The organism is Candidatus Neomarinimicrobiota bacterium (genome assembly GCA_022567655.1).
Taxonomy (GTDB): domain Bacteria; phylum Fidelibacterota; class SORT01; order SORT01; family SORT01; genus JADFGO01.
Map to the genome: position 1 here is coordinate 1 of JADFGO010000001.1, position 17781 is coordinate 17781.

At 45.9% G+C, this 17781-nt stretch carries 18 protein-coding genes and 1 tRNA gene; all 19 read right to left on the minus strand.

Annotated features, from left to right (window positions below; all coding sequences use genetic code 11):
- Window positions 1-1047 (minus strand): hypothetical protein (locus IID12_00005; GenBank protein ID MCH8287474.1); only part of this gene is annotated, 1047 nt, incomplete at its 3' end.
- Between the two features lie 29 nt (window positions 1048-1076).
- Window positions 1077-2408 (minus strand): BamA/TamA family outer membrane protein, encoded by a 1332-nt coding sequence (locus tag IID12_00010; protein MCH8287475.1) that lies wholly within the window; start codon window positions 2406-2408, stop codon window positions 1077-1079.
- A 622-nt stretch (window positions 2409-3030) separates the two neighbouring features.
- Window positions 3031-3122, minus strand: a tRNA-Sec gene (locus IID12_00015).
- 5 nt (window positions 3123-3127) lie between these two features.
- Window positions 3128-3898, minus strand: a complete 771-nt coding sequence (locus tag IID12_00020; protein ID MCH8287476.1) for an SPOR domain-containing protein — start codon at window positions 3896-3898, stop codon at window positions 3128-3130.
- Between the two features lie 13 nt (window positions 3899-3911).
- A complete protein-coding gene (locus tag IID12_00025) occupies window positions 3912-5060 on the minus strand; it encodes a tetratricopeptide repeat protein (protein ID MCH8287477.1) in 1149 nt (382 codons plus the stop codon).
- Window positions 5057-5449, minus strand: a complete 393-nt coding sequence (locus IID12_00030; GenBank protein ID MCH8287478.1) for a DUF1049 domain-containing protein — start codon at window positions 5447-5449, stop codon at window positions 5057-5059. The genes IID12_00025 and IID12_00030 overlap by 4 nt, the downstream gene beginning before the upstream one ends.
- Window positions 5450-5467: 18 nt before the next feature.
- Window positions 5468-6784 (minus strand): tRNA (N6-isopentenyl adenosine(37)-C2)-methylthiotransferase MiaB, encoded by a 1317-nt coding sequence (gene miaB / locus IID12_00035; protein ID MCH8287479.1) that lies wholly within the window; start codon window positions 6782-6784, stop codon window positions 5468-5470.
- Window positions 6785-6927: 143 nt separating this feature from the next.
- Window positions 6928-7869: a M23 family metallopeptidase gene (locus IID12_00040; protein MCH8287480.1), complete on the minus strand. Its 942-nt coding sequence runs from the start codon at window positions 7867-7869 to the stop codon at window positions 6928-6930.
- 174 nt (window positions 7870-8043) lie between these two features.
- Window positions 8044-8877: an RNA polymerase sigma factor RpoD/SigA gene (locus tag IID12_00045; GenBank protein MCH8287481.1), complete on the minus strand. Its 834-nt coding sequence runs from the start codon at window positions 8875-8877 to the stop codon at window positions 8044-8046.
- Window positions 8878-9056: 179 nt separating this feature from the next.
- Window positions 9057-9395 (minus strand): hypothetical protein, encoded by a 339-nt coding sequence (locus IID12_00050; protein ID MCH8287482.1) that lies wholly within the window; start codon window positions 9393-9395, stop codon window positions 9057-9059.
- 61 nt (window positions 9396-9456) lie between these two features.
- Window positions 9457-9624, minus strand: coding sequence for a hypothetical protein (locus IID12_00055; GenBank protein MCH8287483.1), 168 nt, complete (start codon window positions 9622-9624; stop codon window positions 9457-9459).
- Window positions 9625-10175: 551 nt separating this feature from the next.
- Complete coding sequence (locus tag IID12_00060) at window positions 10176-10316, minus strand: hypothetical protein (GenBank protein MCH8287484.1); 141 nt, start codon at window positions 10314-10316, stop codon at window positions 10176-10178.
- Window positions 10316-10534 (minus strand): hypothetical protein, encoded by a 219-nt coding sequence (locus IID12_00065; protein ID MCH8287485.1) that lies wholly within the window; start codon window positions 10532-10534, stop codon window positions 10316-10318. The genes IID12_00060 and IID12_00065 overlap by 1 nt, the downstream gene beginning before the upstream one ends.
- A 103-nt stretch (window positions 10535-10637) precedes the next feature.
- Window positions 10638-11873 carry a threonine synthase gene (locus tag IID12_00070; protein ID MCH8287486.1) on the minus strand — a complete coding sequence of 412 codons (1236 nt, stop codon included), beginning with the start codon at window positions 11871-11873 and terminating at the stop codon, window positions 10638-10640.
- Window positions 11777-13219, minus strand: a complete 1443-nt coding sequence (gene gatB / locus IID12_00075; protein ID MCH8287487.1) for an Asp-tRNA(Asn)/Glu-tRNA(Gln) amidotransferase subunit GatB — start codon at window positions 13217-13219, stop codon at window positions 11777-11779. Before gatB ends, IID12_00070 begins: the two co-directional genes overlap by 97 nt.
- Before the next feature lie 27 nt (window positions 13220-13246).
- On the minus strand, window positions 13247-14827 hold the full coding sequence (locus IID12_00080; protein ID MCH8287488.1) for a phosphoglycerate dehydrogenase: 1581 nt from the start codon (window positions 14825-14827) through the stop codon (window positions 13247-13249).
- Window positions 14824-15834: an alanine--glyoxylate aminotransferase family protein gene (locus tag IID12_00085; GenBank protein MCH8287489.1), complete on the minus strand. Its 1011-nt coding sequence runs from the start codon at window positions 15832-15834 to the stop codon at window positions 14824-14826. Before IID12_00085 ends, IID12_00080 begins: the two co-directional genes overlap by 4 nt.
- 62 nt (window positions 15835-15896) lie before the next feature.
- Entirely contained in the window at window positions 15897-16631 is a 735-nt protein-coding gene (locus tag IID12_00090; protein MCH8287490.1) for an HAD-IB family phosphatase, read from the minus strand.
- A gap of 168 nt (window positions 16632-16799) precedes the next feature.
- A complete protein-coding gene (locus tag IID12_00095) occupies window positions 16800-17756 on the minus strand; it encodes a hypothetical protein (protein ID MCH8287491.1) in 957 nt (318 codons plus the stop codon).
- Window positions 17757-17781: the final 25 nt, after the last annotated feature.

The window sequence follows — 17781 nt, forward strand, 5'->3', positions numbered from 1 at the left end:
TACGTGAGGATCGAAGTAATTTTCAAACCCTGTTCTCGTATCTGCAGGAGATATTGCGCCACTGCCAAGCGTCGAACCGAAATCCATCAAGTAGTGTCTTACATAGCTCCGATTCCCTTCATTCACATAGCTGTCCATGGAGTTTCCTGCCTTGGTATCAAAGTGGTTCAGCCATGCTGCTATGACCCTCAAACCTCGTAATTCTCTACGGTGCTGGTGGGGAATTATATCATTAGGATCATCTTTACGCGTACCTTTATATTTGAAAGGTCCGAGCAATTTCCCTTCGATATACTTACTTGCGAGTGCGAGAATACGGCCATCCGGGAGAATTTCCACCTTCTTGAGAATATCTTCCAAGTCACTATCGGTCATTAACCGTTTAGTGCCTTTTTCGTCAAGAATATTGACGTTCTCCCCTAATTCGAGAATTTCCGGACGAAAATATATCCGGTAATTTTCCGGCGTATGATAGCCGGCTGCGAATAACAACTTTGTCGATACGAGCTCCGACCCAATAATCATTTCCAGGTATCCCGGCGGATCAAACTTGATGACATATTTATCGCCACGACTATCCCGAATATGAAAACCCGGTGTAACGCCCTGTGACTTTGCCCGAATAACCGTCCATGCACCGGACGTATCAGGGCCGTTTCCTTTATCAGGTCCTTTGATAATCTCCTCAACAGACATCTTTTTCAGAAAATTCCTGTTAACGAACCAGCTCGAGTTGGCTACTTCGTCAAAGTCATCCACGTTATAAGCCTCTTTGCGCTTCCCGGATATATTTCGCAATTGCCGCGACAGATCTAAGGATTGCTCAATCTGTTCTAATATCTGCATATCGAATCCGTCCGCAAAAACGTTTATATCTCTTTCGGCCGGTTGCGGAATGCTTACCTTGTCATCAGGTACAGGTTCACGTGGTTTGTACCGTGCAAAACCACCACAGCCAACAGCCTGTATTGAAAAGAAGAGAATTATTAGTAAGCCGGCTATTTTCATTATTCCATCTGAGCCAATAATTTCATTCGTCTTCGCCATTACATCTTTTCTTTTCTATCCAGCTGAACTCAGTTTAAACCAAAATGAATGCGCATGCCGTCAGCGCTCCATCCGATCTCGAGTTTCGATACCAATCCTTCCGTACTCCAAATTCGGATTCCCGTGCCGTAACTGAGGTTAAATTCATTCCTTGAATCGTCGTTAATAATATCCGGAGAGACTTTACCCGCATCCAAGAATAACAAAGCATCAATCCCTTTTGACCATATCGGATAGCGGTATTCCAGGGAACCAAGAACCATGTCCCGGTCACGAAACCTTCCACGCTCAAATCCTCTTATTGTCCCGTTTCGACCGAGCTCGCTCAAATAATAAAATGGAATTTCCCTGCTCGAAACAGGCTCTGTCATTTCGCCGGCTATACGAAGCATCAGAACCCGATCATAAAAGAGATTTATGAAATGCTTGAAATCAAAAGTACCCTTCCAAAAGCCGAACTTATCATCACCTATCTGAGAATAAATACCGGCAGTCGCTCGAGCTTCTATCCCCCCTGATGGATTTCCGGGTCTGTTTTTTGAATCATGCTGCGCCCCCAATTCCAACCGGATCAATTTCACTTTATCACCCAATCCTAAAAGGGTTTCTTTCGAGAAGAATTCTGAGGTCGGGTCACTCATCTTGCCTCTACCCTCCAGTATACCGTTGACGTTCAGACCGAAAATAAAGTTTAGCTTGTGTCCATTTCCGAACTCTCTCGCGAAACTCGCCTCACCGGTAAATTGTTCGTGTGCAAAATTGGTTTCAACGGTTTCATCGGTTTCGTTGTTTAAGAAAAAATATCTTTCATCCGGTAACATCCTATAACGTATTCGATAATCTGAAGATATTTCTTTTTTGAACAACTTATTGCTTCTGAAACGCAGCTGGTAAGCTTGCCTGCGGTTCGGACCGGCAGAAAGTGAAAGGTCTAATTTCGAATTCGGAACGAGCCATCCCTTTTGATATATTTTGATTCCACCACCGGAGAGGGAATTATAGGTAGGTATGACGCCACAGCTGCCGTCATCACATGTAAGTAAATATCTCAATCTTGGTATCAGTTTAGATTCATCCACAAACTTTATTGTCGCCTTCGTCCCTTCGAAAAACAGTCCTATCGGTATATAAACGATTTCTACTGGAAGCGATATTGCTTTTTCCCATGTATATCTCGCTGCATATTTTTTAGGCCTGAATTCAGCCGAGCCTGAGACAGTGTCAAGAGCTGATGAAACACTGCCCAAGGATTCATATCCGCCCTCGCTCTCAACTTTTATTACCCCCTGACCTAATGCAGCGCTCTGTGTAATTCCTATTAGTATCATTAAAAAAACGAGATGTGGTGTGTATCTTTTCATAAGTCTTGATCAGTATTTAAGTCTAAATTGACATCCTCCTACTCCAGGTTGCATGCAGGATATCAGGACTTTAAATATTGAAGGTATTATACGAACAAAATACAAAAAATATTTATAAATATTCATATTACTTTCCAACCGGGAACTTGAGGCGTTCTTCCTGCTCTGGCTGAATGTTATGCCTTCTGCTCTCTTTCGATCCCGTCAGCTGTATAAATATTTATTTCGTTTAACTTTCATGATAGATTAAGGTGATTCTTGCGGGCATGTCTAAGAATCCCCGCCTGAACAACGTGGTCGGGCAGGCTCCAAGGGAGTCCTTCGTGACCTTCGGAAGAACTCAGCGGACGAGTTTCCCCGTCCCGACGATTTTGAAGAGCGTCTCCCCTCCTTATTTTAAAGGAGGGGATTAAGGGGTGGTTGTTTCATGAGTGCGGTCAGGGCAAGCCCTAACTCGCACAATAATTTAGCGGGAATGTCTGAGAATCGAACTCAGCGGACGAGTTTCCCCGTCCCGACGATTTTGAAGAGCGTCTCCCCTCCTTATTTAAAAGGAGGGGATTAAGGGGTGGTTGTTTCATGAGTGCGGTCAGGGCAAGCCCTAACTCGCACAATAATTTAGCGGGAATGTCTGAGAATCGAACTCAGCGGACGAGTTTCCCCGTCCCAACGGTTTTGAAGACCGCGGCGCCCACCAGGGTCACATCCACTCCCAAAATTCAGTTAGTCTTACTCTTATCGATTATGCCGTAATTAACGCCGAACCTCGCCTTCAGAACCCGCGCTTCAGCCAGGGCATCATCATGTGTCCGGTATGCGCCCACCCACACGAGGTGAAGCGTTTTTCCCGCTACTTTCTTTTTTCCGAGCGCAACCTTATATCCCCTCTGCTTGAACACTTCCCGCTGTCTTTTAGCATTATCCTTCGATCCGAAAGCGCCGATTTGAATCGTGAATTCATCTTTTGACTTTCCCGGTTTTTTTGACTCGGGAGGCTTGACAGTTTCAACATCAGGCAGCTCGAATTCAAGATCATCCCAACGCTTTTGAAAAACGTCGAGATACATTCGCGCGGTATCGGCTTTACCGGTAACGATCATAGACTGCATAAGCAGAGTGATCGCCCTCCGGACATGCTCAGAATCAGGGTACTGCCGTGGTATTTTCAGCAGTGTCCTCTCGGCGCTGACGTAAAGCCCGCGGGCGTAACGGTACTCCCCTATCTGCATGAGGGCGTCATCGGCATAATCACTTTTCGGATATTTAGCGTAAAGCGTTTCAAAAAATTCGAGCGCTTTTTCTCCTTTTTTCTCTAACAATCCTTGAAAATAAAGGGTTGACGCATCATCAGGGTTATCCTTAACTAATTCGGGCAGCAGCTGCCGCGCTTTGCTGAATTCACCTGCTTTCACAAGTTGTTCAACGGTGAGCTGCGCAATGGATATGGAGGGAATGATAAAGACGGATAATATTAAAAGGAGAATTTTCATCCTCCAAACAGGCTCAATCAAGGAAAGTTTTCTCACTTAAACAGCTAGGACAGATCCAGAGCGGTTTTTCGCTGTGATGACCGCAAACAGTACAGTCGAATTTTCTCGGCTGTCTCGTATTTCGCACAAGGATTTTCAGATTTTCTTTAACCTCTTTGTTCACCTTGTTCCCCAGCAACATCTGTATAAGGTATGCCCTTGCCCTGAGGGACGTAGAATCTTTGTCAACCGCCTTACGTAAAATTTCTATCGCCTCCTGTGTATCCCCCCTGCGTTCATAAAGGTCCGACAGGGCAGACATTGCGCTGATGTTATCGCCGTCAAGGTTTAATATCTCCTTGTATATCCTCTCACTCTGGTCGAAGTTGCCTAAATTGTAAAGCACTTCCTCAAGATCGTCAAATACCAGATATGCGTGAGCCGGGTCCGCTTTGACGAAATTTCGCCATGCTTCCACCGCTTCCTTTTTCCTGTCTTCACTCAGATACGACACACCTATAAAATAATATGCGGCGGCACAGTTCTTAAAAGTCTTGAGCGCCTTTTTAAACCGGATGCGCGCTTCGCGTTCTTCGCCTTTCTTTCTCTGCTCCAAGCCCTGCTGCACCTGATATAGAGCCAGAGTCTCATCATCTCTTCGTTTTTCGTGCTTCTGGATTGCCTTTGCCGCATCTACGGCTCCGTCCCAGTCACCCATCTCTTTGTAAATCTCGAGGATCTGTTCTCTTGCCCAAAGATTATTCCTTTCCAGCTCGATGATCTCCTTCGAAAAATTCACGGCATTATCCCAACCCCTGAGATTCCGGTGGTCGAGAACGAGGCTCTTCCGAATATTTAGCTTCTGAAAGTTAGTAAGTCCCTTGCGAATCAGCAGCGCCTGATGCACGCGCAGCGCTTGCTGATTTTTCCCGTATTCCCTGTAAATGTCGCCGAGCTTCAAGTAGGCGTCGATGTTATCCGTATCGGACTTGACGACTTCACGTAACTTGTTCAGCGCCTTGATCTTATCGCCGCTGATCAGGAAATTCAGCGATTCGGTATACGGAGAAGACAGGCTTTTTTTGAATCTCTTTCTTTTACCCGACCAATACCACAGAACTAAAAGTATTCCCCCTACTATGACCGGAATTAAAATCTGGAATATGACCCTTGGTTCGATCACTGTTCTGAGTTCTCATCCTCAGATTTATCATCAGTTTCAGACCGGCTCGAATCGCTCTCTTCAGCGCTGTCCGGCGATTCAGCATCAACTTCCAAATCGGACTCGATCCCTACATTTCTGAGGTCATCGAGTTCCGAGCGGATCTTTTTCATCTCTCTTTTGAGCCTGCGTGTTTCACTTTTTGCTCCGAGATATTGGAATACCGGGATCAGAAATCCCATAACCACTCCAAATGCGAAGGTACCGAACAAGACGTTTACAAGATAAATATTGAAATATGAGTACTGGAATATCTCCAACTCCTCCACAACCTGATCAGCGTTCTGCGTTAGAAACCACATGATCAACAATACGATCAAAACAATGAAAAATAGAGATATTAAACGCATCTTCCCTCCTTGATATTATTAAAAAGCTGGTTCACCGAATAGGGTGATACCGGCAGCGTCTGTAATCGTAACATCCAAAAAATCACCCGGAACTTTTCCGTTTTTCGGAAGCACTACCAGTCGATTGGTCTCTGTTCTGCTGATATAGTGTTCATCCGACTTTTTGCTCTCCTTCTCGATCTGCACTTCCAAAGTGCTTCCGATCAGTTCTCTGTTGTTTTCAAGAGTGATCTTTTTCTGAGTCTCGATTAAGCGGACAATCCGCTCTCCTTTTACCTTCTCGGAAACGTCATCCTTCATTTTCTTATATGCCGCCGTGTAGGGCCTTTCAGAGTATTTGAACGTGAAAGCGCTGTCGAACCGGACTTTATCCATCAGATCGAGTGTCTCTTCAAACTCCTCATCCGTCTCGCCGCAAAATCCTACGATGATATCTGTTGTAATCGCAACGCCGGGAATCCTGTTTCTGAATTTCATCGCTAATTCTAAGTATTTTTCCCGCGTATAAGTCCTGTTCATCCGTTTCAGCACCCTGTTCGAACCGGATTGCAGCGGTAGATGTATATGATTACAGATGTTTTCGTGTCCCGCCATCACGTCTATCAATTCGTCCGTAGCGTCTTGCGGATGGGGTGATGTAAACCTTATCCGCCTGATGCCGTCCACTTTCGCAACTCGTCTCAGGAGTTCAGGAAAATTTACGACACTGTCGTTATACGAATTCACGTTCTGCCCGAGCAGCGTAACTTCCTTGAAACCCTGTTCAGCCGCACTCTTGACTTCTTCTACAACCGCCGCCGCCGATTTACTGCGCTCTCTTCCCCTTGTATAAGGCACGATGCAAAATGTGCACATCTTATCACACCCCCTCATAATTGCCACCATTGCATTTATCCCTTTACTGCGGAGAGGATAGATATGCTCATACGTTTCATACTTTGAGAGGTCTGTGTGTGCTTCCCTTATTTCCCACGGCTTTTGAGATTCCAACAAAACGGGCAGCTTGCTGTAAGAATCGGGTCCGAGCACGAAATTAACAAACGGTTTACTCTCTAAAATGTCGTCCTTCAGGTTCTGCGCCATACAGCCGATGACGCCGATGACAAGAGAATTCTTCTTTTTTTTGAGTCCCTTCATGTAATCCAGACGGTTCATAACGCGCGTTTCCGCACCTTCCCGTACCGAACACGTATTTATAAAGATTATATCTGCCGATTCCGGCGTCTCGGCTTCTAAGTAATTACTCTCACTAAGCATCCGGGCAACCAACTCAGAATCGTATACGTTCATCTGGCAGCCATAAGTTTCAATGTAATAATACTGTTTTGAGGACATTTTAATACCCTGTCAATGTAATCATTAGCTACTTAAGTTAGAAAGGGGCTGACCGATTCGCAAGCAAAATGCATTCAAAGCAATTTGGAAATAAAAAAACCGCCATCAGGCGGTTACGTTCGGAGTAACTTTTGAAGTTTACGTTAAAGACGACTGAGGTCTTGATCGGAAAGATAGAAATACTTCTGAGCGGGGTCTTTTCTTACGCCGTTTTTAAGAACTTCATAGTGTAGATGGGGGGCTTGAGACCTGCCTGTCGAACCGACTTCGCCGATCTTTTGACCCCTGATAACTTTTTGATGTTTTTGCACGAAAATCTTGTCCAGATGAGCATACCTCGTTTGATATCCGTATCCATGGTCTATTTTAATAGTCTTCCCATAGGAGGGGCTGTCAGTTCTGGAATCAGAGACCACTCCGTCGGCGGTCGCAAATACTGCTTCTCCTCTCTTGGTAACTATATCTATACCTGAGTGTTCACGGATATTATTCGTAAACGGGTCTTTTCTTTCCCCGAAACCGCTCGTAATATATCCGCCTATAATCGGCCGAATTGTGGGTATGTGCTCCAGCATATCCTTCCTCGCCTTGAAGGAGTTATATACTTCGTCAAGGCTTTCGAGCTCGAGATTCAACGCTCGTTCAACGGCATCCAGGTCGAATTCTATTTCCGCTATTGTGGCGTCAGATGCCGGAAGGAGATATTCTAAACTTGATATTTCCGGATTCAGTATACCTCCAACTCCTACCTTTCGGATATCCTCATCTATCAGCGGCAGATCAGCATAAGTTCTTATCGCTCGATCCTTTTGTTCTACGAGCACCATTTGCTCGGTAAGCATAGAAATCCGGTAATTTATATCGTCGATCTTCGTAACAAGCTCTTTGTTCTGGTTTCTGAGCGAGGCGAGTCTCTTACCGTAAAAAACTTCCGTCAGATAATCGGCGGTAATGTAAATAAGCGTTATGGACAAAAAAAGAGCCATCAATGAGATGAGGACTATCTTTACCTTCGACAAACTTATCTCTCTTACGTCGGCGGCATCGTCAGAAAAAACGACTACCTGATACTGCTTGTCTCTCATCAAGCTCCTATAAGTGTGCCTATTACAAGGGATGAAACGGTTTAATAAATTAACAGGGGCACTCTCAACCCCATTCTTATATCAAGTCGGTATAGTATAAAGAAAAAAGTTAGCTATTGTCAAGAAATTTTTATCTTAGAACTAAAATTGTGTCCTGGGACACAATCGGGCGTATTAACCGAGATACGTCCGAAGATTCTTGCTTCTTGAGGCATGCCGCAGTTTTCGAATCGATTTTTCCTTTATCTGCCTGACTCTTTCTCTTGTAAGCTTAAAATTTTCTCCTATCTCCTCTAAAGTCATTGGCCGTTCGTTCACCAATCCGAAGTACATTCTTATCACCGTCGCCTCTCTCGCAGACAGAGACCCGAGAACGCGGTCTACCTCCATTTTCAACGATTCCTCCATCAAGGGAGAATCAGGTTCGATATATTCATCAGTGTCCGGAAGAACGTCGAGAAGCGAATTGTCATCATCTCCCGAAAAGGGCGCATCAACCGATAGCTGACGGGATGACATCTGAAGCGTATCCGCAACGTCCAATGTTGACATCTCAAGCGCCTCCGCTACTTCTTCCGTGCTCGGCGCCCTTTCATATTTCTGTTCAAGGTCGGAAAGCTTCTTATTGATCTTATTCATAACGCCTACCCTGTTGAGAGGCAGACGGACTACCCTTGATTGTTCGGCGAGCGCCTGCAAGATAGACTGGCGTATCCACCAAACCGCATAAGATATAAACTTAAAACCCCTCGTTTCATCAAATCTCTTCGCAGCCTTAATAAGCCCTAAGTTACCCTCATTTATAAGGTCTCCGAGCGACAGCCCCTGGTTTTGATATCGCTTGGCGATACTGACAACAAAACGTAAATTAGCACGCGTCATCTGCTCAAGCGCTTCCTCATCTCCTTCACGCACACGCTTGGCAAGTTGTATTTCCTCTTCCGGAGTTAGGAGCTTCTCCGTGCTGATTTCGTCAAAATATCTATCTATAGTATAATTTTCTTCCATTTGTCAACTCTCAATATTCGTCTTTTTGACCCGGCATCGCCTTACTTTCATACGCATAAGTAGGTTCTAAGTTCCCGGCTGATCGGATATCACGTGATTCAGATCAAAAAGGACCTCCCGAATATACGAGAGGTCTTTTAATCAAAATTTCTATTCTAAGGAGATGCTATCTCAAGATATCACTTCGAATCCTTCTTGATAGCTTCCAAATCAATATCTTCAGCCGACCCGAGGTTTTCTATCTCTTTCATCTTTCCCTCACGGGTCTCTTCAAATGAAGCTATTCTTTGAATTATCTTCTTCACTTCGTCATTACCCTTAATTCTCCCCTGGTCCTCTTTGTATATAAGCTCATATACTTTTCCGCCGAGCTCGACGAAATTCTTCTCGATTTCCCTGTTTAAACTCAAAATATCGATTTTTAGCCTTCCGACTTTAGTCAGCATTTCGGCTTTATTCGCCGCTAAACTCCCCCACTCTTTTAAGTTTTTCTTCACCTCATCAAAGAGATTCGACATCTGAAAATTCCTCCTTAAATTGTCACTGTTAGAATATAATTGTTAATAATCAAAAAACAACTCAGTTCGTCTTCCGCACAAATATTGTCCCGACACCGAAGAACGCGGCTCCTATGAGCAAGGCGATAAGTTCGTATATTTCAGAACTCTCGGCTATTCCATGATACAAGCCGAACAAAACCTGCAAAAGACCTATAAGCTGCAACGTCTTCCCTACCTTAAAAGTCAATTATCGAAATCCCCCATATCAGATTTTTCGCGTAACTTCTTTAAAGAAACTTTAGCCACTTATTCCTTATATTTAATTATCTAATCGTGAAAAAAGAATATATTTCGCTCTCAAGCTAATCGCAATGAATATGTCTTTTCTTTCAAGCCGGGCTGCACGGAGATTTTTATAAGATTAACGGACTATTCGCAATAACAGCAGCCTGTGCGGGTTATCCGGCAGCTGCCGGACTGACCGCACACTAATAATTCCCCTCTTGAGAGGGGTGGATTTGATAATCGCAGATTATCAAAGACGGGGTGTGTCAGGAGTAAAAGGTTATCACCATTATCTTCGAAATTAATAATTTTATTTAAATAGTGTCTTTGCGAGGAGTCCCGTCCCGAAGTTTCGGGATCGGGTCGACGTGGCAATCTCGTTTGACTCAAAATTAGATCTGAGATTGCCCGACATATTTCAGGCAGGCAATCTCATAAATAACTGCAATACAAGTACTTACGCGATTCCTTCAGTCGCTGCGCTCCTTCGGAATGACGTTTTTTTCTATGTTTTCACACAGCCTCTAAACGGCTGGACTTAAAATTCTGCGCTTCGACCGATGCCGGGTCGGAGTAATCGGAATCGAGTTCCCTTTGAGCGCTAACGGTGGAAATAGTGTATAAAGCGAAAAAAAAGATAGACAGGAGCCGCATCAGTCCTTATCGGGTTCTTCTGTGGATTTATTCCTCATCCAGTTCAGAACCGAGCCGAACTTGTCCGGAGCAAGCAAAGCCAGACCAAGAATGATCACAAGCAGACCGGGTAAAATAGGCAGCAGCAATCCTGCCGCGCCGAGGACTACAAGCACTATACCAAGCAGCTGCCGATTCTTATGGAACTCGAGTATGTCTTCCCAAAGTGGGTTGTTCATTCTCTTCCTGTCATTTGATTTCAGTGTGTTAACCGGGCAGTAATATATTCTTGAGAATCTCTTATATCAAGCAGGGATTTATTGACTGCTTATTTTAAAGCACTCAATACTTCTCTCCACTCCCCGTTATAAACACCACGACTTTTTCACTCCCGGTTAAAAACCTGTTTTTCAGGAGATTTTTTACCGCAATAACCGCCGCCCCCGCTTCAGGAGCTGGATCGATCCCGCTGTGTTTTCTCGTTAAGTTCACTCCTTCGTCTATTTCCCGCTCACTGACCGCTATGGCAATGCCTCCGCTCTCCCGGATAGCGCCGAGTATAAGGAAATCCCCCACGGCAGACGGAACCCTGAGTCCCAACGCTTTGGTGTCAGCGTTTTGCCAGAATCCTGCATCCGTTTTCCCATCTTCGAACGCTCTTACGATCGGAGCGCAGCCTTCGCTCTGAACCGATACCATTTTGGGTTTTTTGTTTCCAATCCAGCCGAACGATTCCATTTCCTGAAACGCTTTCCACATCCCGATCATTCCGGTCCCGCCCCCGGTAGGATAAATGACCACGTCAGGCAGCTGCCAGTCCATCTGTTCCGCCAATTCATATCCCATCGTCTTTTTGCCTTCGATCCTGTACGGCTCTTTTAAGGTTGATAAATTGAACGATCCATCTTTTAATATCTCAGTCATGGCGGTCGCGGCATCCGAAATGTCGCCCTTTATCAATTCAACGTGTGCCCCGTACTCTTTACAGCTGTCCGTGAAGCTTGAGGGTGTGTCATCCGGCATAAAAACAGCACACTCTATTCCTGCGGAGTGAGAGTAAGCGGCGGCAGATACTCCGGCATTTCCCGCCGACGGCAAAGCGACCCTTGTTATCCCGAGTTCTTTAGCCCTCGTAATCGCCATCGACATTCCCCTGTCCTTGAAGCTGCCTGTCGGATTCACCGACTCATCTTTCAGGTAGAGGTTTTCGATCCCTAACTCGTCTCCCAGCTCCTGAGAGCGTTTCAGGGGCGTCCATCCTTCCCCAAGCGTTACTTTTGCGGCTTCGTTCTCGACAGGCAGGAGCTTACCGTATCTCCACATCGAATCGACATCGTCTATTGATGACTCTTTCAAGGGCGGATTCCCGGAAACGTTCATTTTCGCTAAGAGAGGGCCGCCGCACACACAGAGGTTTACGGGTTCATTTATCGGATATTTTCTGCCGCACTTCGGGCAGGTGAGAAATTTATAGAATTTGTTCAATTTTCCGGTTTTATCAACCGGTCGAGCGCTTCGTTGACTATCTTCGGATTTGCCTTGCCGCCGGACTCCTTCATTACCTGCCCGACAAACCATCCTTTCAACTTCAATTCTCCGTTTCTGTATCTTTCAGTTTCATCGGGGTTGGATTCAACTATCTTCCGGACTATTTCATCGATCTCAGACTCATCGCTCACCTGTCTGAGACCCTCTCTATCGATGATCTCTTCGGCGGTGGAGTCTTCGGTCAGCATCTTCAGGAAAACCGGTTTTGCGGCGCTGATAGATATAGTCCCGCCCGTTACGGAGTTCGTCAATCCGGATAACCGTTCCGGAGAGATAGGAAATTCGTCCATTGCCAGGTCATGCTCCCTGAGACTCCGGCTGACCTCACTCTTCATCCACTTCGCTGCGAGAACGGGGTCATCGCTCCTTTTAGCATATTCATCGTAATAATCCGACATCGCCGCCGACAGTGTCACGAATTCCGCCAATTCATCGTTCAATCCGTATTCCTTGAGAAACCTCGCCTTCTTTTTGTCCGGAAGCTCCGGCAGTTTTTCCCTGATCTCCTCGACATATTTATCATCAATCGTAAACGGAACGAGGTCCGGTTCGGGAAAGTACCTGTAATCATCAGATTCCTCCTTAGCCCGCATCACCGTTATCTCACCGGTGTTCTCGTCCCATAAATTCGTTGATTGTTCTACGGAGCCGCCCGATTCTATGATCTCTATCTGTCTTAATATTTCAGCTGAGAGTGCGCGTTCTACGCCCCGGAACGAATTCATGTTCTTGAGTTCGGTTTTGGTTCCCATCTTTTCATCGCCTATTCTGCGTACCGAGACGTTCGCATCGACTCTCAAACTCCCCTCTTCCATGTTGCAATCGCTAACCCTGAGATACCTGAGAATCTGTTTCAGTCTCGTCAGGTACTCGAACGCTTCTTCAGGACTTCTCATTTCCGGTTCAGAAACGATCTCTATAAGAGGAATACCGCACCTGTTGAGATCGACTTGTGTATCGGTCAAACTCTGATCGTGCAGCGACTTTCCCGCATCCTCTTCCAAATGGATCCTCGTAATACCTATTCTCTTTTCCACGCCGGCTCTGCTGATATCGATAGTCCCCTCCTCACAAATCGGCTCCTCGAACTGGCTTATTTGATATCCCTTCGGAAGGTCAGGATAGAAGTAGTTTTTCCGGGCGAACCTTGAGTAGGCAGCAATCCTGCAATTCATCGCCACGCCTACCATAACGGCATATTCGATGGCTTGCTTATTCAACACGGGAAGAACACCGGGCATGCCTAAACATACAGGACAGACCCTGCTGTTGGGAGGCGCGCCGTATTCGGCTTTACATCCACAGAATATTTTCGACTCGGTCGATAGCTGCGTATGCACTTCAAGCCCGATTACAGGCTCCCAATTCTCCTTCACCGATGCACCCGCCACGGTTTTCCCCAATTAAAAACTTACCTGATTAACGGATAAGATATCTTCCTCTGAAGTTAATTTCTCCATAACGTCGTGTGGTAACGGAAAATCAAGGTTGACCAGTGAAAGAGCGATTCCTCCCTTTTTGCGTCTGCCGAGATTGAATTCAGCTATGTTCTGATTATGGTTCCCCAAAATGGTGCCGATCTTACCGATCACACCCGGTTTATCATCGCTTTTTATGACGAGCATGATACCTTCAGGCTTTACTTCCATATGGTACTCATCTATCTGAACCAACCTGATATGCTTACCGGCGAAGAGCGTCCCTTTCACCGTAAGCTTCCCGTTAGGTCCGTCAACTACACTCTCTACAATATTCTTATAGTTCCCGCCGCTGTGTTCATAGCTTTCCGTGACTTTTATACCCCGCTGCTTTGCAATGTAGTGTGCGTTAACGTTGTTGATCGGGTCGGTGGACGAATGGGAAATGAAACCCATCAACACGCTAAGAGCGATCGGAGTAACTTCATTCAGGTCGCCCTTGCACGTGATCTTCATCTCGTTTATTTCTCCGCCGGTCAGCTGTGATTGCATTCTCCCGATCTTCCCGGCGAGTTCCACAAACGGCTCCATCATCGGGCTCAACTCTCCCCCGGCGTAAGCAACGTTCAAGGCGTTTTTCGCCTTTTTATGCACTAAATAATCGCGCACCTGGCGACAAGCTTCCAATGAGATCCCCATCTTCGCCTCTTCCGTGGATGCGCCGAGATGAGGCGTAAGCAGCACGTTATCTGCCTCTAATATAGGACTTCCATCGGGCGGCTCGTTCTCGAAAACATCCAGAGCGGCGCCGGCTACCTTACCGGAATCAAGAGCTCTTTTTAGTTCTTTTTCTTCAATGAGTCCGCCGCGCGCGCAATTAATTATGCGAACGCCTTTTTTCATCTTTGCAATGGATTTTTTGTTGATTATGTATTTCGTGTCTTCGTTCAGCGGCATATGAAGCGTAATATAATCGACTTCGCCTAATAGTTTATTGAACTCTGCCGGTTTCATCCCGTTCTCTTCGATGACCTCATTAGAGACATACGGATCGTAAACCTGTACTTCCATCTCGAAAGCATTCGCCCTCAAGGCGACTTCCTTTCCCACTTTTCCGAATCCCACTACGCCCAGCTTCTTGTTCTTTAATTCCGTTCCGGTTAAGGCTGCGCGTTCCCATCTGCCCTCTTTGACGCTCTTGTCCGCATAAGCTACATTTCTTGACAAAGCCAGCATAAGCGCCATAGTGTGTTCAGCGGCAGCATTCGAGTTCACACCGGGAACGTTCATGACTACTATCCCCTTTTTCGTAGCGGCATCAATGTCGATGTTGTCAACACCCACGCCTGCGCGGCAAATCACCTTTAAACGTTTCGCAGCTTCGATCAGTTCCGAACTGACCGAAGTGCCGCTTCTGACTATGTGAGCGTCGACGTCCCTAACGGCTTCTAACAACTCCGCCGGGTTGAGATCAGGTTTGATTATGATCTCGAAGTCATCCGATTCCTTCAACAGATCGATGCCCTCGTCGGAGATCGGATCTGTTATCAATACCTTAAAACTCATTGCAGCTCTTCTAAGGTGGAATCGAGAACCGTTATCAACTCGTCAATATCGTCGGGAGTTACGTCGCCCATGTGCGCTATCCTGAAAGTTTCCTCTTTTAACTTTCCATAACCGTTCGCGATAGCGTATCCCTTTTCGCTTAATTTCGCTATGAACCTTGATACGTCAATTCCCTGATTATTTTTAATACATGTTATGGTCGGTGAACGGAATCCTTCCTCAGAGAAGAGATCGAAGTGCTTTCCAGCCCATCCTCTCACTTTGTCAGCCATTGCCCGGTGTCTTTCAAATCTGTTCTCCAACCCTTCCTCAATAATATCATCTATCTGCATCGAAAGAGCGTACATGTGAGGTATTGAGGCTGTGGACAGCGTCTGGGAGCGTTTGTGATATTTTTCAAAAACCATGAAATCAAGATAATATCCCTTATTTACAGCTTCTTTCGAGCGTTCAAGCGCTCTCTCCGAAACCGTGGCTACTGCAAACCCGGGGGGAAGCGCCCACGCTTTCTGTACGCTGGCAAAACAGACGTCCAGCTTCCATTCATCTACTTCTAATTCCGTTCCAACCATCGAAGAAACGGCATCCACGAGCAATGCAACGTCATCTCGACCGTTTACGACCTCTGCGATTTCCCTGAGATCGTTTATCACGCCGGTGGAAGTTTCGTTGTGAGTGACGCAAACGGCATCGTAATCGCCTTTTGAAAGAGCCTCCTCAACCATCTCGGGTTTTATTGCCTTTCCCCATTCCACTTCTAAAGCAACCGCTTCTTTCCCGCAGCTTAATGCTATGTCGTGCCACAGCTTTCCGAAACTTCCGCAGATAAGATTCAAACATCTTTTCCTGACAACGTTCCGTATCGCCGCTTCCATAAGACCCGTAGCCGTCGAGGAAGAGAGATAAACCCTGCCGCCGGTATTCAATATCCGGGCGATCCCCCCGACTATCTTCTCATACAACACCGACATTTCCTTTGAACGATGGCCTATCGTAGGTCCCAGCATCGCTTGCTTGATTTCTTCACGGACATAGACGGGACCGGGGAGAAAAAATTTTGCGGCTGCGTTCACACCCTTTTCACTACGCTGTCGGAAAGTAGGGCGATTCCACGTTCTATCAACTCCCTGAAAGTTCCCTTTGTATATTGCTCCAATTCGTTCTCTTCCATCAAAAGCGGGATTAACGGCGCGAAACTGTTGCACTCAATGTAGATTTCGGATGCGTCAAGTACCTTTTTTCTCTTTACGGCTCCCCCGTATCCGATAAACAGATCGACCTCGCCAATCGCCTCTATATCATTTGATCCATCGCCTATGAGCACCGATGAACCGTGATTTTCTTTTATCTGCTTTACCACCCTGCTTTTTCCTCCTTTGGCAACCAACGGAGAGGACTTATCGAACCCTTCGTATTCTCCCGCCTGATTGAAGTATATTTCTACGGAAAATACGTTTTTGTAGTCTATCCCGAGATAATGCGCTAAATAGTTGACAGCCGGCTGTAGAGCTCCCGTGACCATAAATACGTTCCTACCCGCTTCACTGAGCAGGTTGACCACCTCTTTAGCGTCCCTCGACAGGTTTGCGATATATAGATCCCCGAGATCCTGTACCTGTTCGAGTGTGGGATTCACAAGTTGAAGCCGTCTCTCATAAGTGTCAATCGATAGAGAAGAACTCTCCATCGACACACGGGTCAGGGATGATACTTCTTCCCAAACGTTGTTCATATCGGCAAGAAGATCGATTCCTTCCGCGTGGGTAACAGTACTGTCACAATCAAATATTACATTCTTTATCATGGGAAAAATATTGCCATTTAATCGGACGTAAATCTATCCTCATACCCTTGAAAATGCAATATTAAAAAATAAGCGTGCTTCCCGGAAATTTCGTGATTTGAAATTAATTTTAGATTAGAAAACCGAGGCTATTTACATAGCCCCGGCAAATTCAGCACTAAAGTCGTCCTAAGGCAGCCGGCGGATCATGTACGGTACTCCAAGTAACTTCGTATTTACGGCTCCTTCCGCACTGAACAGCGTACCCCAATCGATAACATCCACGAAACCGTGCCTCATTCTCCCCCGAATCAACCTTGCGCGAAACACTCCGCTGTATATATTGTCTCCGGCGATCAAGTCCACCCGCTTACCGTTGTCAAAAAGACGTTTCCTGCCCTTGTTCAATCGGCTTCGGGCGCCGTGATGAAGCAAAACCAGCTCTTGGTCGAACACACTCGAGTTTGTAAGGGTAACATAGACCTTCACGGTGTCCCCCGGTTCAAATGCAGGCAGGTTAGTCCATGAGAAAAACATATTTAGTGGATCGTCTACTATCATTGTATCGCCACCGGAAGAGATCATTTCCAATTTCAAAATATCAATTGTTGTGGGGTTAGAGCCGCCGACAAGAGGAGTAACCCCTATGATCCTCCAGTTCAACCTCCTGATTTCACCGTCACCTATTCTTCTAAATTTAATTTTTCTTATCGTTTCAAAATTGAACGGTTTTACGAACGTGTCTATCGACACCGTATCCGCTGATATCGATACGAGGATTATCAAATCACCCGACACAAACCCGATAGACGTGACGATTACGATCGAATCTCCTTCGATCTCCACGCTTCTCTCGAAACTGGTGCTGTCAATTCTTCTGCCTATCCTTATCGGTCTTATGGTATCAGCGGAAACTTTCAACAATCCTCCTCCGCTTGAATAGTCGATGTCTAACGCACCGCCATCGTCCAATCCCTCAATTCCCTCCAGGCTGTCAGCGTCCGCGAGAATGGCAAGGATCGCTTCTTCGACCGTGTCAAAATCATAATCGATCACATCCCGAGAATCTTCCGAACAAGCGGTCAGCTGAAAAACCATTACGAATAATATTACAGCCATTCTAACCGATATAAAACTTTTGTCCATTTACATATTCCTTCTTTCGCTTGTA

Bases quoted from the DNA above. Each gene is read 5' to 3' on its own strand.
- IID12_00010 (MCH8287475.1), bottom strand. From the start codon at position 2,408: ATGAAAAGATACACACCACATCTCGTTTTTTTAATGATACTAATAGGA.
- IID12_00050 (MCH8287482.1), bottom strand. From the start codon at position 9,395: ATGTCGAATCTCTTTGATGAGGTGAAGAAAAACTTAAAAGAGTGGGGG.
- miaB (MCH8287479.1), bottom strand. From the start codon at position 6,784: ATGTCCTCAAAACAGTATTATTACATTGAAACTTATGGCTGCCAGATG.
- IID12_00020 (MCH8287476.1), bottom strand. From the start codon at position 3,898: ATGAAAATTCTCCTTTTAATATTATCCGTCTTTATCATTCCCTCCATA.
- IID12_00065 (MCH8287485.1), bottom strand. From the start codon at position 10,534: ATGAACAACCCACTTTGGGAAGACATACTCGAGTTCCATAAGAATCGG.
- IID12_00030 (MCH8287478.1), bottom strand. From the start codon at position 5,449: ATGCGTTTAATATCTCTATTTTTCATTGTTTTGATCGTATTGTTGATC.
- IID12_00090 (MCH8287490.1), bottom strand. From the start codon at position 16,631: ATGATAAAGAATGTAATATTTGATTGTGACAGTACTGTTACCCACGCG.
- IID12_00085 (MCH8287489.1), bottom strand. From the start codon at position 15,834: ATGCTGGGACCTACGATAGGCCATCGTTCAAAGGAAATGTCGGTGTTG.
- IID12_00040 (MCH8287480.1), bottom strand. From the start codon at position 7,869: ATGAGAGACAAGCAGTATCAGGTAGTCGTTTTTTCTGACGATGCCGCC.
- IID12_00045 (MCH8287481.1), bottom strand. From the start codon at position 8,877: ATGGAAGAAAATTATACTATAGATAGATATTTTGACGAAATCAGCACG.
- IID12_00070 (MCH8287486.1), bottom strand. From the start codon at position 11,873: ATGGTTTGTCGGGCAGGTAATGAAGGAGTCCGGCGGCAAGGCAAATCC.
- IID12_00060 (MCH8287484.1), bottom strand. From the start codon at position 10,316: ATGCGGCTCCTGTCTATCTTTTTTTTCGCTTTATACACTATTTCCACC.
- IID12_00095 (MCH8287491.1), bottom strand. From the start codon at position 17,756: ATGGACAAAAGTTTTATATCGGTTAGAATGGCTGTAATATTATTCGTA.
- IID12_00080 (MCH8287488.1), bottom strand. From the start codon at position 14,827: ATGAGTTTTAAGGTATTGATAACAGATCCGATCTCCGACGAGGGCATC.